The organism is uncultured Microbacterium sp. (assembly GCF_947632095.1).
Classification (GTDB): domain Bacteria; phylum Actinomycetota; class Actinomycetes; order Actinomycetales; family Microbacteriaceae; genus Microbacterium.
Genome location: NZ_CANROA010000004.1, coordinates 68,570 through 94,407, shown reverse-complemented (window position 1 = coordinate 94,407; position 25,838 = coordinate 68,570). Strand labels below are relative to the sequence as shown.

23 protein-coding genes are annotated in these 25,838 nt (G+C 69.3%); 10 read left to right on the top strand and 13 right to left on the bottom strand.

Annotated features, from left to right (window positions below):
• Positions 1-274 precede the first annotated feature (274 nt).
• From Q0Z66_RS02755 to Q0Z66_RS02740, 4 genes are all read right to left on the bottom strand, one after another.
• Positions 275-1,939, bottom strand: coding sequence for an ABC transporter ATP-binding protein (locus tag Q0Z66_RS02755; RefSeq protein WP_298037464.1), 1,665 nt, complete (start codon positions 1,937-1,939; stop codon positions 275-277).
• Between the two features lie 19 nt (positions 1,940-1,958).
• A complete protein-coding gene (locus Q0Z66_RS02750) occupies positions 1,959-2,909 on the bottom strand; it encodes an ABC transporter permease (RefSeq protein ID WP_298037461.1) in 951 nt (316 codons plus the stop codon).
• A complete protein-coding gene (locus Q0Z66_RS02745; protein WP_298037457.1) occupies positions 2,906-3,910 on the bottom strand; it encodes an ABC transporter permease in 1,005 nt (334 codons plus the stop codon). The genes Q0Z66_RS02750 and Q0Z66_RS02745 overlap by 4 nt, the downstream gene beginning before the upstream one ends.
• Before the next feature lie 85 nt (positions 3,911-3,995).
• The gene (locus Q0Z66_RS02740) at positions 3,996-5,666 is read right to left on the bottom strand and encodes an ABC transporter substrate-binding protein (protein WP_298037455.1); all 1,671 of its coding nucleotides are present in this window, start codon (positions 5,664-5,666) and stop codon (positions 3,996-3,998) included.
• 215 nt (positions 5,667-5,881) lie between these two features.
• On the opposite strand from Q0Z66_RS02740, the gene Q0Z66_RS02735 reads away from it, so the two are divergent.
• The 4 genes from Q0Z66_RS02735 (at position 5,882) to Q0Z66_RS02720 (ending at position 8,799) form a co-directional block, all read left to right on the top strand.
• Entirely contained in the window at positions 5,882-6,772 is an 891-nt protein-coding gene (locus tag Q0Z66_RS02735) for a TIGR01777 family oxidoreductase (RefSeq protein ID WP_298037454.1), read from the top strand.
• A gap of 10 nt (positions 6,773-6,782) precedes the next feature.
• Complete coding sequence (locus tag Q0Z66_RS02730; protein WP_298037452.1) at positions 6,783-7,643, top strand: spermidine synthase; 861 nt, start codon at positions 6,783-6,785, stop codon at positions 7,641-7,643.
• Positions 7,644-7,723: 80 nt separating this feature from the next.
• Positions 7,724-8,257, top strand: a complete 534-nt coding sequence (locus Q0Z66_RS02725) for a hypothetical protein (protein WP_298037451.1) — start codon at positions 7,724-7,726, stop codon at positions 8,255-8,257.
• A 53-nt stretch (positions 8,258-8,310) separates the two neighbouring features.
• Positions 8,311-8,799, top strand: coding sequence for a SprT-like domain-containing protein (locus Q0Z66_RS02720; protein WP_298037449.1), 489 nt, complete (start codon positions 8,311-8,313; stop codon positions 8,797-8,799).
• A gap of 214 nt (positions 8,800-9,013) precedes the next feature.
• Here Q0Z66_RS02720 and Q0Z66_RS02715 read toward each other — a convergent pair whose 3' ends face one another.
• Positions 9,014-9,685 (bottom strand): 2-phosphosulfolactate phosphatase, encoded by a 672-nt coding sequence (locus tag Q0Z66_RS02715; RefSeq protein ID WP_298037447.1) that lies wholly within the window; start codon positions 9,683-9,685, stop codon positions 9,014-9,016.
• A 119-nt stretch (positions 9,686-9,804) separates the two neighbouring features.
• Here Q0Z66_RS02715 and Q0Z66_RS02710 point away from each other — a divergent pair, with 119 nt between their 5' ends.
• The gene (locus Q0Z66_RS02710) at positions 9,805-10,272 is read left to right on the top strand and encodes a hypothetical protein (protein ID WP_298037446.1); all 468 of its coding nucleotides are present in this window, start codon (positions 9,805-9,807) and stop codon (positions 10,270-10,272) included.
• Position 10,273: 1 nt separating this feature from the next.
• Positions 10,274-10,462: a helix-turn-helix transcriptional regulator gene (locus Q0Z66_RS02705; protein ID WP_298037445.1), complete on the top strand. Its 189-nt coding sequence runs from the start codon at positions 10,274-10,276 to the stop codon at positions 10,460-10,462.
• A 118-nt stretch (positions 10,463-10,580) separates the two neighbouring features.
• Here the strand turns inward: Q0Z66_RS02705 and Q0Z66_RS02700 are convergent, their stop codons facing one another.
• The 6 genes from Q0Z66_RS02700 to Q0Z66_RS02675 all read right to left on the bottom strand — a co-directional run bounded on the left by Q0Z66_RS02700 (position 10,581) and on the right by Q0Z66_RS02675 (position 16,838).
• Complete coding sequence (locus Q0Z66_RS02700; protein ID WP_298037444.1) at positions 10,581-12,041, bottom strand: ABC transporter permease; 1,461 nt, start codon at positions 12,039-12,041, stop codon at positions 10,581-10,583.
• Positions 12,038-12,799, bottom strand: a complete 762-nt coding sequence (locus Q0Z66_RS02695; RefSeq protein ID WP_298037443.1) for an ABC transporter ATP-binding protein — start codon at positions 12,797-12,799, stop codon at positions 12,038-12,040. Before Q0Z66_RS02695 ends, Q0Z66_RS02700 begins: the two co-directional genes overlap by 4 nt.
• A 101-nt stretch (positions 12,800-12,900) precedes the next feature.
• Complete coding sequence (locus tag Q0Z66_RS02690; protein ID WP_298037442.1) at positions 12,901-13,536, bottom strand: response regulator transcription factor; 636 nt, start codon at positions 13,534-13,536, stop codon at positions 12,901-12,903.
• Positions 13,533-14,714 carry a histidine kinase gene (locus Q0Z66_RS02685; RefSeq protein WP_298037441.1) on the bottom strand — a complete coding sequence of 394 codons (1,182 nt, stop codon included), beginning with the start codon at positions 14,712-14,714 and terminating at the stop codon, positions 13,533-13,535. The genes Q0Z66_RS02690 and Q0Z66_RS02685 overlap by 4 nt, the downstream gene beginning before the upstream one ends.
• A 60-nt stretch (positions 14,715-14,774) precedes the next feature.
• Positions 14,775-15,923 (bottom strand): AMP-binding protein, encoded by a 1,149-nt coding sequence (locus tag Q0Z66_RS02680; RefSeq protein ID WP_298037440.1) that lies wholly within the window; start codon positions 15,921-15,923, stop codon positions 14,775-14,777.
• A 15-nt stretch (positions 15,924-15,938) separates the two neighbouring features.
• Positions 15,939-16,838, bottom strand: a complete 900-nt coding sequence (locus Q0Z66_RS02675; RefSeq protein WP_298037439.1) for a 1,4-dihydroxy-2-naphthoyl-CoA synthase — start codon at positions 16,836-16,838, stop codon at positions 15,939-15,941.
• Between the two features lie 167 nt (positions 16,839-17,005).
• Here Q0Z66_RS02675 and Q0Z66_RS02670 point away from each other — a divergent pair, with 167 nt between their 5' ends.
• Complete coding sequence (locus Q0Z66_RS02670) at positions 17,006-17,998, top strand: DUF559 domain-containing protein (protein WP_298037438.1); 993 nt, start codon at positions 17,006-17,008, stop codon at positions 17,996-17,998.
• A gap of 133 nt (positions 17,999-18,131) precedes the next feature.
• Positions 18,132-19,109 carry an o-succinylbenzoate synthase gene (locus tag Q0Z66_RS02665; RefSeq protein WP_298037436.1) on the top strand — a complete coding sequence of 326 codons (978 nt, stop codon included), beginning with the start codon at positions 18,132-18,134 and terminating at the stop codon, positions 19,107-19,109.
• A gap of 4 nt (positions 19,110-19,113) precedes the next feature.
• Here the strand turns inward: Q0Z66_RS02665 and Q0Z66_RS02660 are convergent, their stop codons facing one another.
• Positions 19,114-19,740 (bottom strand): TetR/AcrR family transcriptional regulator, encoded by a 627-nt coding sequence (locus Q0Z66_RS02660; RefSeq protein WP_298037435.1) that lies wholly within the window; start codon positions 19,738-19,740, stop codon positions 19,114-19,116.
• A 114-nt stretch (positions 19,741-19,854) separates the two neighbouring features.
• Between Q0Z66_RS02660 and Q0Z66_RS02655 the strand changes: the two genes are divergently transcribed.
• Both Q0Z66_RS02655 and Q0Z66_RS02650 read left to right on the top strand, forming a co-directional pair.
• Entirely contained in the window at positions 19,855-22,611 is a 2,757-nt protein-coding gene (locus Q0Z66_RS02655) for an efflux RND transporter permease subunit (protein ID WP_298037433.1), read from the top strand.
• Positions 22,608-24,653 carry a YhgE/Pip domain-containing protein gene (locus Q0Z66_RS02650; protein ID WP_298037431.1) on the top strand — a complete coding sequence of 682 codons (2,046 nt, stop codon included), beginning with the start codon at positions 22,608-22,610 and terminating at the stop codon, positions 24,651-24,653. Before Q0Z66_RS02655 ends, Q0Z66_RS02650 begins: the two co-directional genes overlap by 4 nt.
• Positions 24,654-24,872: 219 nt before the next feature.
• Here the strand turns inward: Q0Z66_RS02650 and ccsB are convergent, their stop codons facing one another.
• A complete protein-coding gene (gene ccsB, locus Q0Z66_RS02645; protein WP_298037429.1) occupies positions 24,873-25,838 on the bottom strand; it encodes a c-type cytochrome biogenesis protein CcsB in 966 nt (321 codons plus the stop codon).

The window sequence follows — 25,838 nt, the reverse complement described above, 5'->3', positions numbered from 1 at the left end:
CCGCGCCCGTTCTTGTTGGTGGTGGATGTGGATGCGTTGGGAGCAGCAGCCAAGGGAATAACCTCCGTGAGCCCCGCGGGGCTTCTCGATTCCTTTGTCGTCAGGTGGAGTGCACGCTCGCTTGCTCAACATCTGCCGACCACCATATGAGGGCAGGGAGAACCGAGGCGCAAAGAACAACTATACGTCTGATTTCACGACATGGCAAGAAGAATCCTTGACCAATTCCGAATGCTGGGGTAATAGCATCCGGCGCCGCGAAACGACGTCGGGATCACGCGATGTTGAGCTCGTTTCCGGGGATCGACGCGAGCAGACGACGCGTGTACGGGTCGCGGGGATTCGTGAAGATCTCCTCGGAGGACGCCGCCTCGACGAGCGCGCCGTCCTTCATGACGCACACATAGTCGCTGATCAGGCGCACGACCGCCAGGTCGTGCGAGATGAACAGGTAGCTGAGCCCGTACTCGCGCTGCAGGTCCCCCAGCAGGCGCAGGATCTGGTCCTGCACGAGCACGTCCAGAGCCGACACCGGCTCATCGCACACGATCAGCTCGGGCGAGAGCGCCAGCGCCCGGGCGATCGCCACACGCTGACGCTGACCGCCCGAGAGCTCGGAGGGATAGCGGCGCAGCATCGACTGCGGAAGAGCCACGTCGTCGAGGAGCTGCCGCACCCGCTGGGCCTGCTCGGCCCGGCTCCCCCGCTTGTAGAACTCCAGGGGCTCGGCGATCAGCCGCTCGATCGTGAACATCGGGTTCAGGCTCGAGTACGGATCCTGGAAGATCGGCTGCACCCGCTGACGGAACGAACGCATCTGCGCACGGTCCAGCGTCGAGATGTCCTGGCCCTCGAAGGTGATGATGCCGCTCGTCGGCTCGATCACCTTCAGCAGCATCCGTGCCGTCGTGGTCTTCCCCGACCCCGACTCGCCGACGATCGCGACGGTCTTGCCGCGCGGGATCGCGAGGGATACGTCGTCGACGGCGACGAAGTCGTCGCCGCGCCCGCGCACCGGGTAGACCTTCGTGAGGTTCGAGATCTCGACGATGTTGTCGGATGCCGTCGGCGTCGGCTCCCCTGCGGCTCGCTCAACGGCCTCCGGGGAGGCGGACTGCGAGGCGAAGGCCTCCGGCCGCAGGCGCGCGGCCGCCACCGACGGCGCGGCCTTCACGAGCGACTGCGTGTACGGATGCTGGGGCGCATCCAGGATCTGGCGAGCAGGACCCTGCTCGACGACCTTGCCGCGGTGCATCACGATCACCCGCTCGGCGCGCTCGGCGGCGAGGCCGAGGTCATGCGTGATCAGCAGCACGGCCGTGCCCAGCTCGCGCGTCATGGCTCCGATCTGATCGAGGATCGTCTGCTGCACGGTGACGTCGAGGGCGCTGGTCGGCTCGTCGGCGATGAGAAGCCGCGGCTTGCACGCGAGGCCGATCGCGATGAGCGCGCGCTGGCGCATACCGCCGGAGAACTCGTGCGGATACTGCTTGGCGCGCTTCCCGGCATCCGGAAGCCCGGCGGCCTCCAGCGCCTCGACCACCTTCGCATCGACGTCCTGCCGGGTCGCGAGGCCGTGCGCGAGCAGCGTCTCGGCGACCTGCGTGCCCACCTTCGTGACGGGGTTGAGGTTCGACATCGGGTCCTGCGGCACCATTCCGATGTCGCGCCCGCGGATGCGGCGCAGTTCATTCTCGGATGCTGTCGAGATCTCCCGCCCGTCGAGGCGGATGCTGCCGCCGGCGATGCGACCGCCCCCGGCGAGCAGGCCGATGATGGCCATGGCCGTCGTGGACTTGCCCGATCCGGACTCCCCGACGATCGCGACGGTCTCCCCCGCGCTGATCGACAGGTTCACCCCTTCGACGGCGTGCACCACGCCGTCCATCGTGCTGAAGTCGACGGCGAGGTCGGAGACCTCGAGCAGCGGCGTGCCCATGTTCTGTTCCTTGTCCATATCAGCGTGCCCTCGTCCTCGGATCCATCGATTCGCGCAGCGCCTCGCCGAACAGCGTGAAGCCGAGAGCGGTGACGGCGATGCAGATGCCGGGCAGGAAGGCCAGCCACGGGGCGATCGAGAGCTCTGCCTGCGCGTAGGTGAGCATGCGGCCCCACTCGGCGGTCTCGGGGCGTCCGCCGCCGAGACCGAGGAAGGACAGCGCCGCTGCGTCGATCACGGCGGTCGCCAGTGTCAGCGTTCCCTGGACGATGACCGGGCCGATCGCGTTCGGGAGCACGTGCGACATCGTGATGCGCCCACGCCCGAGGCCGAGCGTCTGCGCCGAGAGGACGTAATCGCTGGATCGCTGCTGCAACATCGAGGCGCGCAGCAGCCGCGCGAAGATCGGCACCTGGGAGGCACCGATCGCGATCATGACGGCGAACGGCGTCTGACCGAGGATCGCGGCGATGGAGACCGCGAGCAGCAGGTTCGGCACCGAGAGGATGATGTCGACGATCCGCATGATGAGCGTGTCGACCCAGCCGCCGAAGGTTCCGGCGATCAGCCCGAGCAGCATTCCGCCGACGAGGCCCAGCGCCGTCGAGATGACACCGACCAGCAGGGATGCCTGCGCACCCCAGATCAGCTTCGACAGCACATCGCCGCCGAACCGATCGAGGCCGAGCGGGAACTCGGGCAGCTCGCCGGGCCCGGGGATGTGGGTCGGCGTGATGAAGCGGGCTCCGGGAAGCGCGGTCTCGGGGTACGGGGCCAGCAACGGCGCCAGGGCCGCCACGAGCACGAACAGCGCGACGATGACCACACCGATCCAGGCCGTGGGGTTGCGCCGCAGGCGGCGGAACACATCGCTCCAGAAGCCGCCCTTGTTGTCGGAGAGCTGCGCTTGCGCGACGGCGACGGTGTCGATGACCTCGCCGCCCTGTGCGGGGGGAAGGGGAATGCTCATTGGACCCTCACTCTCGGGTCGATCAGGCTGTAGGAGACGTCGACGGCCAGGTTGATCAGCGCGTAGACGATCGCGATGAAGATGATGAAGCCCTGCAGAACCGGGAAGTCGCGCGTGAAGATCGCCCGGGCGAGGAAGGATCCGACTCCCGGGTAGGCGAAGACGGTCTCGGTGAGGACGGCGCCGGAGATCAGGAGCCCCGTCTGCAGGCCGATGGTCGTGATCACCGGCAGCATGGCGTTGCGCAGGATGAAGCGTCCGCGCAGGGTCGAGCGCGCGACGCCCTTGGCCCGGCCGGTGCGCACGTAGTCGGCGTTCTGTACCTCGAGCACACTCGCGCGCGTGATGCGCACGATGATGGCGAGCGGGATCGTGCCGAGCGCGAGCGCCGGCAGGATCAGGTGCAGGATGGCGTCCCACGCGGCGTCGAACTCGCCGGTGATGATGCCGTCCCACACGTAGAAGCCGGTGGGATGCGTCGCATCGATGCGGGGATTCTGACGGCCGTCCGCGGGGAGCCAGCCCAGCTGCACGGCGAAGATGTATTTGAGGATGAATGCCAGGAAGAACACCGGGATGGTGATTCCGATCAGGCTCATCACGACGGATGCGTGGTCGGTGAACTTGCCGTGGCGGCGGGCCGCCCAATAACCGAGCGGGATGCCGATGCCGACGGCGAAGATGAGCGCGGCGATCGAGAGCTCGATCGTGGCCGGGAACCGGCGCAGGAACTCTTCCAGAACAGGACGGTTGGTCTGGATCGAGGTGCCGAAGTCGCCCTGCAGGAGACGGCCGACCCAGATGAAGTATTGCTCGATGAGCGGTTTGTCGAAGCCGTAGAGAGCGTTGATGCGTTCGATCGCGTCGGGTGTGGCCCGTTCGCCGAGCAGGGCCACGGCGGGCCCTCCGGGAAGGGCGCGGACCCAGGCGAAGAGCAGAATGCTCAGGCCGATGAGAGTGGGGATCAGGAACAGCAGTCGCCTGCCGATGGTGCGCAGCACAGGGTATCTCCGTCTTTCGGGTGGGGACGCCGCACGCCTCCCACCACTGCGGAAGCACGGTGGGAGGAGTGCGGCGTCTTCGCCCTTACTTGGTCAGGACGATCTCGTTGAAGACTTCGTCGTTGACCGGGCTGGCCGGGAAGGACTCGACCCGGGGGTCGAAGGCCAGCGTCGGAGCGGGGTGCGCGAGCGGGACACCGGGGATGAAGGTCGCGACCATCTCGTTGATGTCCTGGTAGAGCGCGCTCTGCTCATCGAGGTCGGCGATGCCACGAGCATCCGTCAGCGCCTGGAAGAGCTCCGGGTTGTCGAAGCCCCACTCGGAGCTCTGACCGCCGAAGAACACGCCGACGAAGTTGTCGGTGTCGTTGTAGTCGCCGGTCCAGCCGAGCAGGTGGATGCCGTGATCCGCCGTGCCGGAGGTGCGGTCGAGGTACTCGCCCCACTCCTCGGAGACCGGAGTGGTCTCGACGCCCGCCTCGGCGAGTTGCGAGGAGAGCACGGTGAAGATCTGCTCGGGGTCCGGCATGTAGGGGCGCGAGACGTTGACCGGGTAGTTGAACGTCAGCTTCAGCGGGTTGGCCTCGTCGTAGCCGGCCTCCGCCAGCAGTTCCTTCGCCTTGTCGACGTCGTAGTCGTAGGTCGTGATGTCCTCGTTGTAGCCGTTGACGACCGGCGGCATGAACTGCGTCGCCTTCTGCGTTCCCTCGGGCAGCACCTGGGTGATCAGGGCGTCCTTGTCGATCGCATAGGAGAGCGCCTCACGGACCTTCGGGTCGGCGAGCTCCGGGATCGCCTGGTTGAAGGCGAGGTAGAGGATGGTGAACGGCGGGCGCGACACCATCGTGAAGCCCTTTTCATCGAGGGCAGCGGTGTCGGCCGGGCCGACGAGGTCGTAGCCGTCGATGTCTCCGGCTTCCAGCGACTGACGACGTGCCGTCGGGTCGTCGATGACGCGGAAGATGATCTGCTCGATCTGCCCCTTCTCGCCCCAGTAGTCCTCGTTGAAGCTCAGCGTGAGCTGCTCGCCGCGCGACCAGTCGTCGAACTTGAACGGGCCGGTGCCGGCGGGGTGGCCCTCGGCGTACTCCGACATCTGCGGGGCCTCGGCGGAGCCGCCGATCTCGTCCGCACCGAACTCCTTCATCGCCGCCGGGCTCTGCATCGAGAAGGCCGGGAGGGAGAGTGCGGGGATGAAGCCGGCGAAGGGCTTGTTCAGCTCGACCGTCGCGGTCGAGTCGTCATCGACCGTGCACGACTTGTAGACGGCGTTCTCGGGGCTGTCGGCATAACCATGGAACAGCTTCGTGTAGTAGTACGCGAACGCCTCGGAGGCGGCCAGGCCCGTCCAGTTGTACCAGCGGTCGAAGTTCGCGCAGACGGCTTCGGCGTTGAACGGCGTGCCGTCGTGGAAGGTCACGCCCTCCTTCAGGTGGAACGTGTGCGACATGCCGTCCTCGGCCGAGTCCCACGACTCGGCGAGCAGCGGCGCGGGGTCGGCGGTCCCGGGCTCGGTGCCGACGAGGCCCTCGAAGATCTGGCGCGAGACGCGGAACGTCTCCCCGTCCTGCGCGAAGGCGGGGTCGAGACCGGCCGGGTCGTTGGATGCTGCGAACACGAACGTCGTGTCGACGTCGCCGGCCGCTCCGCCGCCGTCGCCACGTTCACTGGCGACGCAACCGGCGAGCAGCAGAGTGGCGATGGCCGCTCCGCTGACGGCGACCAAGCCGCGTCGACGCATGGATGAGTTGTACATGCTGGGTACCTTCCCTGTGGGGCGCTTCATTGCGCACGCTGGGAGCGTCATCGTCCCCAGTGCACGGTGATCCTTAGAAGCTACCCAGCGCGCACTCAGAATCCAAACGTCTGCGTGTTTCGATCCGATATCGACGGTGTGAATGTTTGTTTCGGGGCACTCATCGGCGGCGTCCGATGCCCCTGATAGCGTCGAAGACGACGCGAGGAGACGCGATGCGCATTCTGCTGGCCGGGGCCTCCGGACTGATCGGCACGGCCGTGGCCCGGCACGCCGATGCGCACGAGGTGCGGCGTCTCGTGCGACGCACCCCCGGTGCCGACGAATACGCGTGGGATCCGGCATCCGGCGCCCTCCCCTCAGAGGCCGTCGCCTGGGCCGATGCGATCATCAGCCTGTCGGGCGCAAGCCTGTCGCGGCTGCCCTGGACGAAGAAGTACCGCAAGCAGATCCTGCGCAGCCGGGTGGATGCCACGACGACGATCGCCCGGGCGATCGCAGCCTCCGATGCCCCGCCGAAAGCATGGGTCTCGGGATCGGCCGTCGGCTTCTACGGCGACCGCCCCGGCGAGCCCCTCACCGAGGAATCACCCCGCGGCGCGGGCTACCTCGCCGACGTCGTCGGCGCGTGGGAAGAAGCCACCGAACCGGCGGAGCGCACAACACGCGTCGTGCACGCCCGCACAGGCCTCGTGCTCGCCGCCGACGGAGCTCTGAAACCGCTCATGCTGACGACGCGCTTCGGCCTCGGTGCGACCGTCGGCACAGGAACGCAGCACTGGCCATGGATCGCCCTCGCCGACGAGGCCCGCGCCCTCCTGCATCTGGCCGCAGAATCCTCACTCTCCGGCGCAGTGAACCTCGTCGCCCCGGCATCCGCAACATCGCGACAGGTGACGACCGGACTCGCCCGCGCCCTCAGCCGCCCGTATCGTCTACGTCTGCCGGCCTTCGCACTCCGCGCCGGCATGGGCCTCGCCGCCGAAGAGCTCCTGCTCGCCGATCAACAGGTGCTCCCGAGCCGCCTGAACGACGACGGGTTCCGATTCGAGCATCCGGCCCTCGACGAGGCCATCGCCGCAGCAGTCGCCCCGACGCGCGCCTAAGCTCAAGAGCATGGGACGCATCCGCGCTCGAGATGTCGAGCACCCTGAAGCACGCCTCGACCACGGGGGCACGGCGCAAATCATCCCCTCGGAGTTCACGAGCGGATTCGAACTCGTCGTCGACGGCACGCCGCAGTCCCACGTCGACCTCGATGACCCCACCCACCTGCACTTCGAATACGTCGTCCGCATGGGCGCCGTCATCGACCAGCTTCCGGCCGGCCCGCTCACCGCGGTGCACCTCGGCGCCGGTGCGCTCACCGTGCCGCGCTACGTCGAAGCCACCCGCCCCGGCTCGCGCCAGCAGGTCATCGAGCTGGAAGCGCCGCTGGCGGCCCTCGTGCGCGAACACCTGCCGCTGCCGCGCGCAGCCTCGATCCGGATGCGCATCGGCGATGCCCGCGCCGGCGCCCAGAAGCTCCCGCCCGCTCTGCGCGGCACCTGCGACCTCATCGTCTCCGACGTCTACTCCGGCGCGCAGACGCCCGCGCACCTGACGAGCCTCGAGTTCTACCGCGAACTCGCGACCCTCCTCTCCGCGACCGGGGTGCTCCTGGTCAACGTCGCCGATGGCCCCGGCCTCGCCTTCGCCCGCCGGCAGGTCGCGACAATCCAACAGGCCTTCGCCGATGTCGCCGTGCTCGCCGACGCCCAGGTGCTCAAGGGACGCCGCTTCGGGAACCTCGTGGTCGCGGCATCCGCCTCGACCCTGCCCACCGAATGGCTCCCCCGCATCCTCGCCGCCGGCCCCCACCCCGCGAAAATCGCCCAGGGCCCCGAAGTACGCGCCTTCGCACAGAACGCGACCGTCGTCACCGACGCCGACGCCGTCGCCTCCCCGAAGCCGGACGCATCGATCTTCCTGCGCTGAAATCCCCCACAAGGTGTGCCGTTCGGCCCGTCTGAGCAACGGCCGGGCAGACTGGAGGAAGCACCGCGGAAGGAGAGCACATGGGTTACATCAAGGGGTACGACTCAGAGACTCTTCGCGAACAGGTCGACCCGGCCGAGTGCGCTGAACGACTGGCCGAGATCGAGGCTCAACGGAGCCTTCCCGCCCTGCTGGAACGGGTATGGCTGCTCAAGGTCCTCGGCCGTCTCGACGAAGCCCTCGCGCTGTCGGATGAATCGGTGCGCGTCGCCCGCATGGCCGGAACCCGCAAGGACGTCCTGCGCTCGCGCGTGCTCCACGCGACCATCCTCCAGTACCGCGGAGCCCACGCCGCAGCCGAGCAGGAACTCGCCACGTGCGCGTCCGAAGCCGAGGGGCAGAACTGGGTCGGCATCGCCGCCTTCGCCCACCATCACCACGGACGCAACGCCTACGAGGCGGGCGACTTCGACCAGGCCCGCGACAGCTTCAAGCAAGCCCTGTTCCTGCGCCGCGAGGCCGGCGCGCCCGACACCGAGCTCGAGACGGCACTGCTGGCGATCGAAGCCGCCGAACGGCGCCGCAGCGGTGCACTGGTGACCCCCGTCTACTGAACCGTCACGCGCGGAAACGCGCGAATGTCGGCGCTCTGGCTTAGCCTGATCTCATGGCGGATCTCGACCGTGTGCGCACCTGGGGCGAAGCGCTGATCCGGTTGCATCTCGACGACACCTGGTCGTTCGGGTTCGACCACGCGAAGCGCCGGGCCGGTCAGTGCGATTTTCGGGCCAAGCGCATCACCGTATCGCGCTACCTCGCCGCACGTTTCGAGGACGACGACATCCACCAGGTGCTGCTGCACGAAGTCGCCCACGCGCTCGCCGGGCACAAGGCCGCGCACGGACCGAAGTGGAAGACCGTCGCCGCCGAGATCGGTTACGTCGGCGGCACCACCCACCACGGCGAAACAGCCGAAGAGCTCGCTCCCTGGGTGGGAACCTGCCCCGCCGGCCACACCACCTACCGGCACCGCCGCCCCACCCGCGCCACGTCGTGCGCGAAATGTTCGAAGTCGTTCGACGCCCGGCACGCCTTCACCTGGGTGCGGCGCGAAATCACGCTGGCCACGAAGCTCGCTGCACAGACACCCCGCTAGGAACGGCGGGGCCCCGGCCATGGTCCACCGCGCGTCGCCGTCCCCTCCTGGGTTACTTGGTTGTTTGCACAACTCAGGAGAACTTCTGCACTTCCGCGGTTCTGCGCTGCAGATCACGTCGGGGGCGCCGATTCTCCTGAGTTGTGCAACGGATTGGGGGGCAAGGACTCTGCCGTCCCGCTCCGTGTGGGCGCCGGAGGCCGAGGTCCCTCCTTCAAGCGAAGGCGACGAACACACCGTCCGCGAGCACGGGAACGGCCTCGGTGGCGTCCGTCTCAGCGGCGGCCTTCGGCTCGGTCGGGGTGATTCCCGCGGCCAGCATCCGCTCGGTTGCGAGCTGTCCGCCGGCTCCCGAGACGAGCTCCTTGCCCGATCCGGATGCCGTCAGCAGATGCCGAACCGCGCGGCTGAGCCCGCGGGCGGCTTCGCACGATGCCGCCGCCTCGGGAGACGTGTGGTCGGCGCCGAGGTCGCTGAGCGCGGCGATGATCGCGCCGGCGCCGAGCTGATCCTCGACGGCGAAGCGCAGGCCATCGCCCGCGCGCTCCCCCGCGGCGATGACCGATACCGAAGTGCGGGCCTGGCGGCGGTTCTGGATCTCGAGCACGGTCCGCGCGACAGCGGATGCGTTGCGCAGCGATCCGACGAGGACCGTGGCACCAGGCACGGCTGCCGCGGCCTCTGCGACGGCTGCCCCGTTCGGCGACCATTCGCGGGCGCCGGCGAGTTCGACGTTCTGGCCGGATGCCACAGCATCCGTCACGGTGGACGAGAACCGCAGCACGTCGACGACGACGATCACGTCGGCGGGCGCGAGGCGGTCGAGACCGGCAACGCCCCACTCGAAACGGACCTGGTACGACGACTGGTCGAAGGGGTGCGACATGCTCTCAGCCTAGAAGAGCCGCACCCGCGGCTCACATCGCATGACGCCGTGTTGCGTCAAGCACGTTTGACATGTCAAGCTAACCATACATGTCAAGCACGCTTCACCACGGAGGCATCATGAACACCGCACAGAAGCCGCACACTGGTTGGGGACGCACGAAGTTCGCCGGCGGCCGTACCCCCGCGCTGGCGATCGCGATCCCCGTCGGCATCCTCATCGCCGCCGCGGCGAGCCTCATCGGCCTCGCCTCGGGGGTCATCCCCGACAAGATCGCCCTGCTGGGAACCGCGGTCCTCGCGCTCTGCCTGTCCGCCCCCTGTATCGCGTTGGTCTACGCCCTCGTCGTCGACCGCAGCACGCTGCGCGATGCGACCGAGCGCCCGGAGGAGTCCGTCGAGACGCGCTGGCTCGACCAGGCGTCCGAAGGCGCGTTCCGCGACACGATCCTCATCACCGGACTCGCTCTCACCGGCATCGCGTTGGCCGGGCTCCGCTTCGACGCCATGTGGGCGCTGATGGGTGTGCTCGTCGTAGCGCTGCTGAGCTGCGGCATCCGGTACCTCATCGCGAAGCGGCAGGGCTGAGATGGAGAACTCGCTTCAGGTTCGGCGCCAGGAGCGCGGATGGTCGCAGCAGCGCCTCGCCGATGAGCTCGGCGTCTCGCGCCAGACGATCATCTCGATCGAGCGCGGACGGTTCGATCCGTCGCTCCCCCTCGCGTTCCGCCTCGCCGCGACCTTCGGATGCACGATCGAGGACATGTTCACCCCGTAGCCCGTCCCTCCCACCGCCTAGCCCCGCTTTGCCGCCGACGCCCCGTCTTCCGGGCGCCCCACGACGGGCGCTCGGCGCGAAGACGGGGGCTCGGCGACAGGAGGGATGCGGGAAGACGTCAGTCCACGGCGAGCGCCTCGACGGGTGCGACGCGGGTGGCGAGCCGGGTCGGCGCGGCCGAGGCGATCAGCGTGAGCAGCGCAGCGGCGACGGCGATCACGACGACCGGGATCCACGGCACGGCAGGCGCCACGAGCCCGGCGGTCTGCTCGAAATCCGGAGGCATTCGTACAGATCCCAGCAGCGACTGCGCCGCCACCCACCCGTAGCCGACGCCGAGCACGAGCCCCGTCGCGGTGGCCGTCACGGTGATGTGCACCGCCTCGAGCAGGATCATCCGCCGCACCTGCGCGTTCGACAGCCCCACGGCCCGCAGCAGCCCGAGTTCCCGGCGGCGCTGCACCACCCCGATCGTGAGCAGGTTGACCAGCCCGACCGCGGCGATCGCCGCCGAGACGCCGACGAGCACCATCATGACCGTCGCGAATCCGTCCATGATGAGTGCGAACTGCGGGTCCAGTGCACCGCCGGCCGCCGCGGCGAGCAGCCTCTTCACCGACTCCAGCGCGACGGCGAACATCGTCACGAGCGTCACGCCCATCACGACGCCGATCGCCATCCGGCTCGACCGCTCCGGATACCGCAGCGCGTTCTCCGCCGCGAGCCGTGCGACCGCCGACCGCCCGAACATGCGCCCGACGAGACGCAGCAGCGGCGGCATCACCCGCACCGCGGCGAGCGCGATACCGGTGAACGACGCGAGCCCGCCGAAGAAGGCCACGATGACGCCGAGCGGGGTGATCAGTCCGACGAGCACGCCGCCCACGAGCAGCGCGACGCCGAGGACCACGAGCACCAGCGCCGTGATGTGACGCACGGGCCTGGCCGCGGCATCCTCGTGCGTGCGCTCGACGGACCCGCCGATCGCCTGCAGCGGCGTCACCGTCAGCACCCGACGAGATCCGGCCCACGCCGCTGCCCAGGTGGTGAGGGCCACCGCGAAGGCCGGCACGAGGAAGAGCCGCTGCCCCAGTGAGAAGCCTTCGACGGATGCCACGAAACGCTCGGCGAGGGCGATCCCGGATGCCGCGACGCCCAGTCCGACGACGACACCGGCCGCTGCACCGATAACCCCGACGACGAGACCCTGCCGGGCGACCTCGGAGCGCTGCGCGCGGGCGCTCGAACCGATCAGCCGCAGCAGGGCGATGCGCCGAGTGCGTCCGGCGACGATGGTCGAGAAGGTGTTGGCGGTGACGATCGCTGCGACGTACATCGCCACCCCGATCAGCAGCACCGACAGGATTCCGACGACCACGGCGAGTGTGCCGCTGTCCCCGATGTACGGGTTCTGCGAAAGCATCCGTCCGATGTAGTCGGTCGCCGCCAGCAGAACGACGCCGAACGATGCCGAGAGAGCAGCGACGAGGATGCTCGCGCCCATCCCCCGCTCGCTCAGCCAGCCGAGCCGCGGTCCGGTCGCCGAGCTCTCGGGGACGACCGCCGTCACAGCGCTCATGCCGTCACCTCCGCGGCGAGCATGTGCGCCGCGATCTGCTCGGCGCTCTGGCGCGGCCGGTCGGCGACGATGCGTCCGTCGCCGAGGAACAGCACCCGGTCGGCATGGCTCGCCGCGATCGCGTCATGGGTGACCATCGCGATCGACTGTCCCTGCTGACTGCTCGCCTCGGCGAGTAGCTTCAGCACCTCACGGCCGGAACGCGAGTCGAGGTTGCCGGTCGGCTCGTCGGCGAAGACGAGGTCGGGTGCCGTGGCGAGCGCACGTGCGATCGCAACCCGCTGCTGCTGTCCGCCGGAGAGCTCGTGCGGGCGGTGACCGAGCCGCGCGGCGAGCCCGAGACGCTCGACCAGTCCGTCGATGCGAGCCCTCTCCAGCGCAGTCGGCCGCCGGCCGTCGAGCTCGAACGGCAGGAGGATGTTCGCTCTGGCATCGAGCGTCGGCACGAGGTTGAACGACTGGAAGATGAACCCGACGCGGCGCCGACGCAGAATCGTCAGCTCGAGGTCGCCGAGGCCGGTGATGTCGGTGTCCCCGATCCATACGCGTCCGTCAGTGGGCGCATCCAGGCCCGCCATGATGTGCATGAGCGTGGACTTGCCCGATCCCGACGGCCCCATGATCGCGGTGAACTGGCCCTGGCGGATGCCGACGCTCACCCCGTCGAGGGCGGTGACGGCGCCGTGGCCCGTGCCATAGGTCTTCGTGAGGTTCTGGACACGGGCGGCGAGCCCGAGGTCGGTGGTCGTGATCTCCATGCATCCGACGCTACGAATCGCGGATGCTGCGGCGCATCGCCCGCCCGGAGCATCCGCGTACATCCGGAGGATGATCCCGGACCGGATGCAACGGGAACGGCTCAGGCCAGCCCGTGCTCGAAAGCGAACACGACCAGCTGCACCCGATCGCGCAGCGACAGCTTCGTGAGGATGCGACTGATGTGCGTCTTCACGGTCGCCTCACTGAGGTATTCGCGCCCCGCGATCTCGGCGTTGGACAGTCCGCGGGCGGCGAGGGCGAAGATCTCCCGTTCGCGGTCGGTGAGGGCTGCGAACGACTCCGGCACGGGGCGCGTCTGCGGCGTGAAGTGCGCGAACAGCTCACGGGTGGCGGATGCGGCGATCACACTCGATCCGGAGTGCACCGTGCGGATCGCGGCGAGCAGGAATTCCGGATCGGCGTCCTTCAGGAGGAAGCCGCTCGCGCCCTGCCGGATCGCCCGCGCTGCGGCTTCGTCGAGGTCGAACGTGGTGAGCATGACGATGCGCGGGGCGTCGGATGCCTCGAGCATCCGGGCGGTGGCGGTCAAGCCGTCCATGACCGGCATCCGGATATCCATGAGCACGACGTCGGGCCGAGAGCCTGCGACGAGACGGAGGGCCTCCTCGCCGTCGCCCGCCTCGGCGACGACCTCCATGTCGGGCTGGGATCCGACGAGCATGCGGATGCCGGCGCGGAACAGCGCCTGGTCGTCGACGAGCATCACCCGGATCATTCGGCGTCTCCAATCGGCAGCATCCCTCGCACCACGAACTCCTCTTCCCCGCTCTCGGCGGTCACGGTGCCGCCCACCAGTTGTGCGCGTTCGCGCATGCCGATGAGGCCGTGGCCGCTACCGCCCGCGTCGCCAGGACCGACCGGGTTGCGCACCGCGAACTCCACGCGCTCGGGCAGCCACGCCAGGGAGACGTCGACCGTGTCACCGGCGCCGTGCCGGATCGCGTTCGTCAGCGCCTCCTGCAGGATGCGATAGACGGCGAGTTGAATCGCCGCCGGCGGCTCGGACTGCGGGGTCGGGTCGACCGTGACGCGCAGATCGCGGCCGGACTGCCGCACCTGCGCATAGACCTGCTCGAGATCGGCGAGCATCGGCTGCGGACCGTCGCCCTGGCGGTGGCGCAGCTGTGTGAGCAGCATCCGCACGTCCGACAGCGCGGCGCGCGCCGTCTCCGAGACGGTCCCGAGGGTATCGACGGCGATCGCCGGGTCGGATGCCGCGGCATAACGCGCCCCATCGGACTGCGCGATGATCACGGCCAGGGAATGCGCCACGACGTCGTGCATGTCCCGGGCGATCGCGACCCGTTCCTGTTCCTCGGCGGCTGCGAGCTCGGCGAGCGACTGGGCCTCGCGGCTCGCGCGCCAGCGCAGCACCATCCGCCAGCCGAAACCGCCCATCCAGGGCGCGATGAGGGCGAGCATCACGACGACGACGAAGACGAGAATGGTCGCGGTGAGGCTCGCCAGCCCCTCTGTGCCGAGGAACAGCCCGTGGACGAGGATCATGTAGACGACGGCGACGACACCGCCGCCCGCGGCCGAGGCGAGCCCCGCCCACATGATGCGTCGCGATCCCCACGCGGCGGTCGCGAAGAGCACGCCGAGGATCGCCAGGTTGATCGGCAGCGGCTGCAGCCCCGCCGCCATCTGCACGATCGCGCCTGCCCAGGCCGCGGCGAGCGCGACCCCCGGGGCGATGCGGCCGACGGCGAGACCGCCGAACTGCAGGATCGACGAGACGATGAGGGCGACGACGGCCACGACCTCGGGGATGGTGGTGCTCAGCGCGCCCGGCGCGTAGAAGGCGAACGAGATCGACGTCAACGCCCCGAACAGCGCGAGCGATGCGACGAGGTCGACGACGAGCCTGGCGTGGGACGGCGGACGGATCACGTTCTCACGCTACGCGAGGGCGGATGCCGCGGCATCCGTCTTGCGATGTATCTGTCGTGCTCAGCGCGGGCCGGCGACCGCCCGCCGGATCGTCTCACGGTCGGGTTTCCCGGATGCGAGGGTCGGAATCTCATCGACGAGGATGAGCCGTGCGGGGCGCGCGTGCTTGCCGATCCCGTCGGCGACCGCCTGCCGCGCGTGCTCGAGCTGTTCGGCCTCGGTGCGACGCAGTGCCTCGCCGCGCGCGGCGACGATGACGGATGCTTCGCCCCACCGAGGATCCTCAATGCCGACGACGACCGCCCCGGCGAGACCGGGGATGTTCCGGACGACCCGCTCGACCCGGTCGAGCGACACGTTGATGCCGCCGGAGACGATGACGTTGTCGGCGCGGCCGTGCACGCGCACGACGCCGTCCTCCACGATGCCGAGGTCGCCGGTGCGATACCAGCGGATGCCGTGCGCATCTCGGACGAAGATGCGATCGGTGCGCTCGGGATCGCCCAGGTACCCGTCGGCGAGCATGGGGCCGGCGATCTGCAGCTCGCCGTCGACTGTTCGCACCGCGGCCGTGTCGAGCGGGATGCCGTTGTACACGCATCCGCCACTCGTCTCGCTGGAGCCGTACGTGCGCACGATCCGCACGCCCAGCTCCGCCGCGCGCTCGCGGATCGGCTCGGGCAGGGCCTGGCCTCCGACGAGGATCGCCGAATAGGCGGTGAGGGATGCTCGCACCGCGGTTTCGTCCGCGGCATCCAGCAGCGTCGAAAGCTGCGCCGGCACGAGCGAGGTGAACAGGGCGTCGTCCGCTCCCCCCTCGCGGACGAGGGACAGCGTCGCCTCGGCGAAGGCCAGCGGGGAGAACTTTCCGCTCAGCACGTTCGGCTCGGTGCCCGAGAGGATCGATCGGGTCAGCACCTGCAGCCCCGCGACATAGGAGGCGGGAAGCGCGAGCAGCCAGCGTCCTGCGCCGACGCGCGCAGCGGTCGCTTCGGCTCCCGCGCGCAGCGCCTCGGCGGAGAGCATGACCCGCTTCGGAACACCCGTCGATCCGGACGTCGCGATCACCACGGCGACGCCTTCCGACACCGTCGTGGACTCACCCCCGAGCATCCCGAGCCCGATCGCCGGGCCGCCGTCGAGCGCGCGAGCCAGCGCATCGCGCAGAACGACAGCATCATCGGATGCCACGGGGATCAGCTCTGGCATGACCGTGCCCGCCGATCAGAAGTGGTACGGGAACGCCGACCAGTCGGCGTCGCGCTTCTCGAGGAACGAGTCGCGGCCCTCGACGGCCTCATCCGTGCCGTAGGCGAGACGCGTCGCCTCACCGGCGAACACCTGCTGGCCGACCATGCCGTCATCGACCGCGTTGAACGCGAACTTCAGCATGCGGATCGCCGTGGGCGACTTCGTCAGCACAGTGCGCGCCATCTTCAGCGCCTCGCGCTCGAGCTCGGCATGCGGGACGACGCGGTTGACCGCGCCCATCTCGTAGGCGCGCTGGGCCGAGTACTCCTCGGCGAGGAAGAACACCTCACGGGCGATCTTCTGCCCGGTCTGGCGGGCCATGTAGGCCGAACCGTATCCGGCGTCGAAGCTTCCGACGTCAGCGTCCGTCTGCTTGAACTTCGCCTCTTCTGCCGACGCGATCGACAGATCGCAGACGATGTGCAGCGAGTGCCCGCCACCGGCCGCCCACCCGGGGATGACCGCGATGACGACCTTCGGCATGAAGCGGATCAGCCGCTGCACCTCGAGGATGTGCAGACGCCCCGCACGGGCGGTGTCGTGCACCTCGGTCGTCGACTCGGAGTACTTGTAGCCGTCACGCCCGCGGATGCGCTGGTCGCCTCCCGAGCAGAACGCCCAGCCGCCGTCCTTCGGACTCGGACCGTTGCCGGTGAGGAGCACTGCGCCGATCTTCGGATCCTGCCGGGCGATGTCGAGCGCCCGGTGCAGCTCGTCGACCGTGTGCGGGCGGAACGCGTTGCGCACCTCGGGGCGGTTGAAGGCGATGCGGGCAACCCCGCCGTCATGCGTGACGTGCGCGGTGATGTCGGTGTAGTGCTCGGCACCGGGCGCGAGCACCCATTCCGCGGGATCGAAGAGATCGGAGACCATGCCCCCAGCCTACGCGCGCGCCGCTTCCGGCTCGCGTTCCGCGTGTCTCTGCTCCCGTCGCACTTTCTGTCGCACCCGCGCCCGATACACCGACAGAAAGTGCGACGGGAACGGCGGCTGTGGAGAACACGAACATCGAAGGCACACGGGGTGCGAAGGTCGGGGGCATGAAAGCTGTGCCGTTGCCGCCCTGGCTCGGAGAGGTGTTCGACGTGCGATCAGCCCTCGCGGCCGGCGTGCATCCTGAGCGGCTGCGCCGCAAAGACCTCGAGACCCCTATCCGCGGCGTGCGCAGACGAGGGGATGCCACGGCCCTGGCGTCCGACATCGACCCAGCCACCGCGGACGACCCGTTCGCCAGGCAGGCCGCCGAACACCGCGCGCAGGCCCTGGCGTTCGCGCCGAGACTGCGACCGCTGCAGTTCTTCAGCCATGACACCGCTGTGCACCTGCGGGGTGGTCCGTTGCCCCTTGCGACCGACGCATTCGGCAGGCCTCTCGACGGCGCCCTCCTCCCCCTGCATGTGAGCACCATGGGCACGGGGCCGCTCATGCGGTCGCACGGGGTGAGCGCGCATCGCGCCGATCCGCGGACATCACAGGTGACGATGGTCGCGGGTGTTCCGACCGCCGCGGCAGGCACGGCGTGGGCAAGCCTGGGATCGCTCGATGTGCCGCACCTCGTCGCTCTGGGCGACCACTTCTGCCGACGATGGCGCACAGGCGTCGGACGACGCCATGTCGGTCGACCACCCCTCGCCACGCTCGACGAGTTGCGAACCGCCATCGCGTCGGGCCGCAGGGTCGGCGTCCGCCGTCTGCGCGAGGCCGTCGAGCTGGTGCGCGAGGACAGCTGGTCGCCGCGCGAGTCACGGGTGCGCTGCATCCTCGTGATGGCGGGCCTCCCCGAGCCGGAGCTGAACGTCGACATCCGGGATGAGCACGGCTTCTTCCTCGCGTGCGTCGACATGGTCTACCCCGCCGAGCGCGTCATCATCGAGTACCACGGCAGTATTCACAGCTCTCGCTATGCGAAGGACGTCGAGCGCATCGCCGCGCTCCGCGCAGCGGGGTGGACCGTGATCGAGGTCACCGCTCCCCTGCTGCGCACCCCGGGGGTGCTCGTGTCCCGCGTCCGAGCGGCGCTCTTCGCCCGCTGAGCCCGAGCCCCGGCATCCGCCCGCCGTTCCCGTCGCACTTTCTGTCGCGCCCGCGCCCGATATGCCGACAGAAAGTGCGACGGGAACGGCGGGATGCCGCACATGAGCGGGAGCGCGGGGCGACAATGGGGACATGCGCCCCGCGATCGAAGACCTGCTCGCCACCAGCCGTGTCGTCGCCCTGCCGATGACCACCCGGTTCCGCGGTGTGACCACCCGCGAGGCGCTGCTGTTAGAAGGCCCCGAGGGCTGGGCCGAGTTCTCGCCCTTCGTCGAGTACGACGACGCCGAGGCCGCGACCTGGCTCGCCGCAGCGATCGATTTCGCGTGGAACGAGCAGCCGGATGCTGTGCGCCCGAGCATCCGCGTCAATGCGACGATCCCCGCGGTCACGGCCGGCGAGGTCGCCCGCATCCTCGCCCGATTCCCCGGGTGCCGCACCGCCAAGGTGAAGGTCGCCGACCCCGGCCAGCACCTCTCCGACGATGTCGCCCGCGTGCGCGCCGTGCGCGAGGCGCTCGGGCCGGAGGGCCGCGTGCGCATCGATGCCAACGCGGCCTGGACCGTGGATGAGGCCGAACGCGCCCTGCACGCGCTCGCGGAGTTCGATCTCGAATACGCCGAGCAGCCCTGCGCCACGGTCGCCGAGCTCGCCGAGCTGCGCGGGCGCGTGAAGTACATGGGCATCCCGATCGCCGCCGATGAGAGCGTGCGCAAGGCCGAGGACCCGATCGCCGTGGCCCGCGCCGGCGCCGCCGACCTCATCATCATCAAGGCGCAGCCGCTGGGCGGCGTCCGCCGTGCGCTGGAGATCGTCGCCGAGGCGGGCCTTCCGGCGGTCGTGTCGAGCGCTCTCGACACCGCGGTCGGTCTCAGCCAGGGTGCGGCGCTCGCGGCATCCCTCCCCGAGCTCGACTTCGACTGCGGGCTGGGCACGGGTGCCCTGTTCGTCGAGGACGTCGCCGACCGTGTTCCTGTCGATGGCTCGATTCCCGCGGGACGCGTGATCCCGGATGCTGCGCGACTCGACCGCCTCGCGGCATCCGCCGACCGGCGCGAATGGTGGCTCGATCGTCTCGCCCGGTGTCACGCCCTGCTTCCGCGGGGCTGACGGCTCAGGGCTCGCAGACGATGAGTTCCACGAGCTGACCGAGCAAAGCACTGCCCGTGTCCTGCATCTGAGCTTCGGACTGCCCTCCGATCGCTCCGAGCACCATGGCGTCGCCCCACACGCTCATGAGGATGCGCGCGGCGGTCTCGAGATCGACGCGCAGGGAGAAGAGACCGGCATCGACGATGCCCCGGATGATCTCCTGGATGCCGTCGACGAGGTCTCTCTCCTGTGACAGGTAGGCCGCGCCGAATTCTTCATCGCGCAGGGCGCGGATGCGGATCTCGCTCATCATCATGATGCTGAGGCGATCCTCCTCGCCGGATTCGAGCACTCGGCGCACGAGCTCGAAGGCGTCGGCGCCGCTGTGCAGCTCACCGGATTCGGTGAAGGCGGCGATGCTCGCACGCACCTGCACGAGACGGCGTTCGGCGAAGGCCGATGCGAGCTGCAGGAAGAGCTCGTCCTTCGAGGCGAAGTTCGAGTAGAAGGCGCCGCGGGTGAAGCCGGCGCGTTCGCAGATCGCTTCGACGCTCGCGCCTTCCAGGCCAACTTCGGCGAATACCTGGGCGGCGGCCTCGAGCAACCGCGCACGGGTGTTCTCACGTCGCTTCGTCACAGGAATCGTCATGCTCCCACTCTCACATCCCGCCCACAGTTTCACACGTCCGACCCACGTACGATACAGAGATGTATCGGATACACATCTGTATCCATTCTCCCGTCCGTCATCTCGGAGGATCCTGTGTCCACTCTCCTGTCGTCCCTGGGACGCTGGTCGTTCCGCCACCCCTGGCGCGTTCTCGCCGCCTGGCTCATCATCCTCGCCCTCGCCGGCGGTGGCGCCCTGTTCCTCCAGAAGGGAACGGACAACTCCTTCACGATCCCCGGCACCGAGGCCCAGGAGGGCATCGAGCAGCTCGGCCGTTCCTTCCCGCAGGTCAGCGGCACGAATGCGCAGTTCATCGTGGTCGCCGCCGACGGCGACTCGATCACGGATACCTCCTACCGGGAGCCCATCGAGGACGCCATCGACGAACTCGTGGATCTCGAGGGCGCGCTCGCGGTCACCTCCCCCTACGACGAGATGATCGAGGGAATGGTCAACGAGTCCGAGACCGCCGCGATCGTCCAGCTGCAGTTCGACGGCCAGTCGACCGACGTGTCGGATGAGACCAAGGACGAGCTGACGGCGGCCGTCGACGCACTGCGCGATGAGCTGCCCGCCGGAACCGAGATCAAGCTCGGCGGCGACCTGTTCGCGATCTCGATCCCGGGCGTCACGCTCACGGAGGCCGTCGGCCTCGTGATCGCCCTGCTGGTGCTCGTCGTCACGTTCCGCTCGTTCGTCGTCGCGGGCCTCCCGCTGCTCACTGCGGTTCTCGGCGTCGGCATCTCGATCGCCGGGATCTACGCCGCGACCGCCTTCTCGACCATCTCCTCCACGACACCGCTGCTCGCTCTGATGCTCGGGCTCGCGGTCGGCATCGACTACGCGCTGTTCATCATGGCGCGCCACCAGGACCAGGTCCGCGAGGGCGTCGACCCCGAGGAGTCGGCGTCCCGGGCAGTCGGAACCGCCGGTTCCGCCGTCGTGTTCGCCGGCATCACCGTGCTCATCGCCCTGATCGGCCTCGGCTTCGCGGGCATCCCGTTCCTGACGACGATGGGCATCGCGGCCTCCGTCGCCGTCGCCTTCGGCGTTCTCATCTCGGTGACCCTGACCCCCGCTGTGCTCGGATTCCTCGGCATGCGCATCGTCGGCCGCCCGAAGAAGGCGCCGAAGAACGCGTCGAAGGCGCCTCGCCGCGGCTTCTCCGAGCGCTGGGTCGGCGGAGTGACGAAGCATCCGGTGCTCGTCTCGCTCGCCGTCATCGTCGGCCTCGGTGCCGTCGCGATCCCCGCGCTGAGTCTCAACCTCGCCCTCCCCAACGCCGGTGTGCTCGCGCCTGAGGACGAGGCACGTCAGAGCTACGACCTCGTCGCCGAGGAGTTCGGCCCCGGCTTCAACGGCCCGCTCGTCCTCACCGGAACGATCATCACCTCCACCGACCCCCTGGGCCTCATGGAAGACCTCGGGGATGCTGTCGCCGAGATCCCCGGAGTGAAGGAGGTCGCGCTCTCCACTCCGAACGAGACCGCGGACACGGGCATCGTGCAGGTGATCCCCGAGACCGCCCCGGATGACCCGGCGACCGCTGATGTCGTCCGCGAGCTGCGCTCGCACCACGACGAGTGGCTCGAAGAGTTCGGCATCGACATCAAGGTGACCGGTTTCACCGCCGTCGCCATCGACATCTCCGACCAGCTCGGCGCAGCCCTCCTCCCCTTCGGCATCTTCGTGATCGGTCTGTCTCTCGTGCTGCTGACGATCGTGTTCCGCTCGATCTGGGTGCCCGTGACCGCAGCCCTCGGATACCTGCTGTCGATCGTCGCCGCCTTCGGCGTCGTCGGCGCCGTGTTCTCGTGGGGCTGGGCCGCTGACCTCCTGCATGTGGCGAAGGTCGGCCCGATCATCAGCTTCATGCCGATCATCCTCATGGGTGTGCTGTTCGGCCTCGCGATGGACTACCAGGTCTTCCTCGTCTCGCGCATGCGCGAGGACTTCGTGCACGATGCGGATGCCAAGTCCCCCGACCGCGCGATCCGTCGCGCGGCGGCGAAGCGGGCCGTGCGCAGCGGCTTCACGGGATCCGCGAAGGTCGTCACCGCCGCGGGCCTCATCATGTTCGCCGTGTTCGTCGCGTTCGTACCCGAGGGCGACTCCTCCCTCAAGCCGATCGCGCTCGGCCTCGCCGCCGGCATCGCGATCGATGCCTTCCTCGTGCGCATGACACTGATCCCCGCGCTCATGGCGCTGCTGGGCGAGAAGGCCTGGGAGATCCCCGCCTGGTTGGAGAGGATCCTCCCCAGCGTCGACATCGAGGGCGAGGCCGTCGAACGCGAACGCCACCTGGCCGCCTGGCCCGGCGACGGTTCGATCGTCGCCGCCGATGACCTCGTGCTCAGCGCCGATGCGCCCCTCATCGAGGGCCTGTCGTTGCGTCTCGCACCCGGGCAGTCGCTCATCGTCGACGGACGCGACCGTGCCGCGCGCCGGGCGCTCGCCCTGGCGATCGCCGGAAGGCTCGCCCCCGAGTCCGGCCTGCTCCGCGTCGACGGCCACCTGCTGCCCGGCCGGTCGGCCTGGGTGCGCAGCCGCGTCGGCCTCGTACTCGTCGACGATGCGGATGCTGCGCTGCTCGACCTGCAGGAAGCCCTGCGCGGAGCCTCGCCCCTCGTCGTCATCGAGGGCATCGACCGTTTCACCGGCGCCCAGCGCGACCAGGCCACGGCCATGCTCCGCGATGCGGCCGCACGCCGTGAGCTCGCGGTGCTCGCCACAGCATCCGATGCCGGCACAGCGCGCATCATCCTCACCGAGGCGTCCTGGCCGGCGCCCGGCTTCCTCGACGCGGCGTCCGCGCCGTCCGCACACCACGACTCCGAGGTGAACGCATGACTCTCCCCATCGAACGCGCCCGCTCCCGCAAGCCCGTCACCTGGTTGACGCTGCTCGGCGTGCTGCTGCTGCCGGCGATCATCGGCGGCATCCTCGTCGCCGCACTGCAGAACCCGACCGAGCGTCTCGACAGCATGACCGCCGCGATCGTGAACCTCGACGAGCCGGTCACGATCGACGACCAGTACACCCCGCTCGGACGCCAGCTGTCCTCGGGCCTCGTCGAGGGCTCGGACGATCTCGACTCCAACCTCACCTGGGTCATCTCCAACGAGGACGATGCCGCAGACGGCCTCGCCACCGGCAAGTACCAGGCCGTCGTGACGATCCCCGCCGAGTTCTCGGCGGCAGCGACCTCGGCCGGGCAGGCGTTCACCGGAGAGGGCACCGCAAAGCAGGCGACCATCTCGGTCACCACGCCCGACGACGCCCTCATCGCCGACGACCTCATCACGTCTCAGATCGCCTCCGCTGCTGCCTCCAGCCTCGGCACGATGCTCTCGGAGGCGACGCTGGAGAACGTGCTGGTCGGCTTCACGACACTCGGCGACCAGATCGGCGAAGCCGCCTCCGGCGCCCTCGAACTCGCCGACGGCGCCCGGACCGCAGCCGATGGCGCAGCAGAGCTCCCCGGCGGAGCCTCCCAGCTCGCCGACGGCGCCACCCAGCTCGGCAGCGGGGCGAGCGAACTGGGCTCGGGCGCCATGCAGCTCAGCTCCGGCGCGACGGAACTCGCCTCCGGCCTGGGGACAATCGCCGGCGGTACGCGCGACGCTCAGTCCGGCGCCGCAACCCTCGGGAAGGGGCTGACCGACGGCGCTACGGGGCTCGAAGCGTCCGGTCTCGTCCCCGCCGAGCTGAGCACCGCCGCCAGCGGAGCTCAGCAAGCGACCGCCGGCGTGAAAGCCGGCGTCGATGACCTGGCGGCTGGCCTCGACGACCTGCTCGCCGCCTGCACCGGTCGAGAGGACACCGATCCCGTCTGCATCGGCCTGCAGGAGATCTCCGCCTCACTGCCCGCACTGCAGGGCGGCGCCGAAAGCGCATCACTCGCTGCCGCAGGCACCGCGGGTGGACTCGCGCAGCTGAACACTGAGGCAACCGCGACCATCGCAGCGCAGCTGCGCACCGCGGGGACCGGCGCGACCACGCTCGCCGGGGCCCTCGGGCAGTTGGCGGATGGGGTTGATCAGTCCCAGTACGGAGCCAATGAGCTCGCCACCGGTGCCGGCGGCATCGCATCCGGCGCGGGCCAGCTCTCCACCGGCGCGGCGCAGCTCTCCGACGGCGCCACCCAGCTCTCCGACGGCGCGACGACCCTGGCCGAGGGCCTCGACACCCTCGCTACGGGAACCGGCGACCTCGCCGGGGGCCTGCGCACGGCCTCCGAGCAGCTCCCCTCGTTCAGCGACGAGGAGTCGACGTCGATCGCCTCCGTGATCGCCGACCCGGTGTCGTCCAACGCGGGAGGCAGCACGATCTTCGGACCGACCGCGATCCCGCTGCTCGCAGCCGTGGCCCTGTGGTTCGGCGGCCTGGCCTCGTTCCTCGTGATGCGCGCGCACACCGCCCGCACGCTGACCTCGCGTCGTTCGTCGGCCGCCCTGACGCTGCGCGCGTTCGCCCCGGCGGCTCTCCTCGGCGCCGGCCAGGGCGTGCTCGTGGCACTCATCGTGCAGTTCGTCGCGAAGTACGACGCGGGCGCCTGGTGGGCCTTCGCCGGAACCGCCGTCGTGGCCGGTGTGGCCTTCGCCGCCGTCAACCAGGCCCTCGTCGCCGTCTTCGGTGGGATCGGCCGCTGGGTCAGCGCCCTGGTCGGCGTGGTCGCCGTCGCCACGGGCCTCATCTCCACGGTTCCCGGCTGGCTGATGTCGATCAGCGCGGCCCTGCCCACCGCTCCCGCGTTCACGGGCCTCATCGCCGGCAACGGCGCGGCCGTAGCCGCGCTCATCGTGTGGGCGGTGCTCGCCCTGCTCGTCACGACCCTGGCTGTGGCGCTTCGCCGCACGACATCCGCGAAGGCGGTGCTCGCCCAGGCGTAGCATCCGCCCCGCTCCCCGAAGATCCCCCGGAACGCGTCCGTTCCGGGGGATCTTCTGTTTGCGCTGGTGTCGGATGCCGCGTGCCCCGCGCCCCCGCAGCATCCGGCCGATGACGCCATCCCGACCGCGCAACACCCCGGCGAAACGACGAACCGCCCGGAGACCATCGTCTCCGGGCGGTTCCTCCGCGGCGCCGCCGACAGGCAGCGCCGGCGTGACTCAGCTGAGGCCGCTGTACGCGTGCAGGCCCTTGAAGAACACGTTCACGATCGTGAAGTTGAAGATCACGGCGCTGAAGCCGACGATCGACAGCCATGCCGACGGGTTGCCGCGCCAGCCGCGCGTGGCCCGGGCGTGGATGTATCCGGCGTAGAGCACCCAGACGATGAAGGTCCAGGTCTCCTTGACGTCGAAGCCCCAGTAGCGGCCCCAGGCGTCCTGCGCCCAGATGGCGCCGGCGATCAGCGTGAAGGTCCAGAAGATGAAGCCGACGATCGCGAAACGGAACGCCATGCCCTCGAGCTTCTCCGCACCGGGCAGGGTGCTCATGAACTTCAGCCCCGGCTTCTCGGCCTTCTCTGCCAGACGGCGCTCCCGCCGCGACTGCAGCAGCTGCAGGACCGACAGTCCGAACGCGAGCGCGAAGAATGCGGTGGCGAGCGAGGCGACGAACACGTGGATGACCAGCCAGACGCTCTTGAGCGCATCGGGGAGCGGCACGACGCCGACGTAGAAGCTCAGCCCCGCGGTGCCCATGAGGATCACGACGAGCCCCGTGATCAACGTGCCGAGGAAGCGCAGATCGACCCGGGTGAGGACCAGCAGGTAGACGAAGACGATGAGGAGCGTTCCCGTCATCGCGAACTCGTACAGGTTGGCCCACGGCACGCGCTCGGCCGCGATCCCGCGCATGACCGTCGCTCCCAGGTGCAGGAGGAAGGCGATCACCGTCAGCGTCGTGCCGATGCGCGCCATGACGTATCGCGGTTTGGCGGGCGTCTTCGCGTCCTGCACGGTCGGCGCACCGGATGCTCCGGCGCCCACCAGTGCGGACTCGCGCTCGAAGCGCGCATCGGCGCTGACCTCCGAGCGGCGGGCGAGATCGAACGCGTAGGCGACGAACGCGCCGGCGTAGATCGCGATCGTTGTCCAGATGAACAGGATCGAGAGGGAATCGAGGTCCAT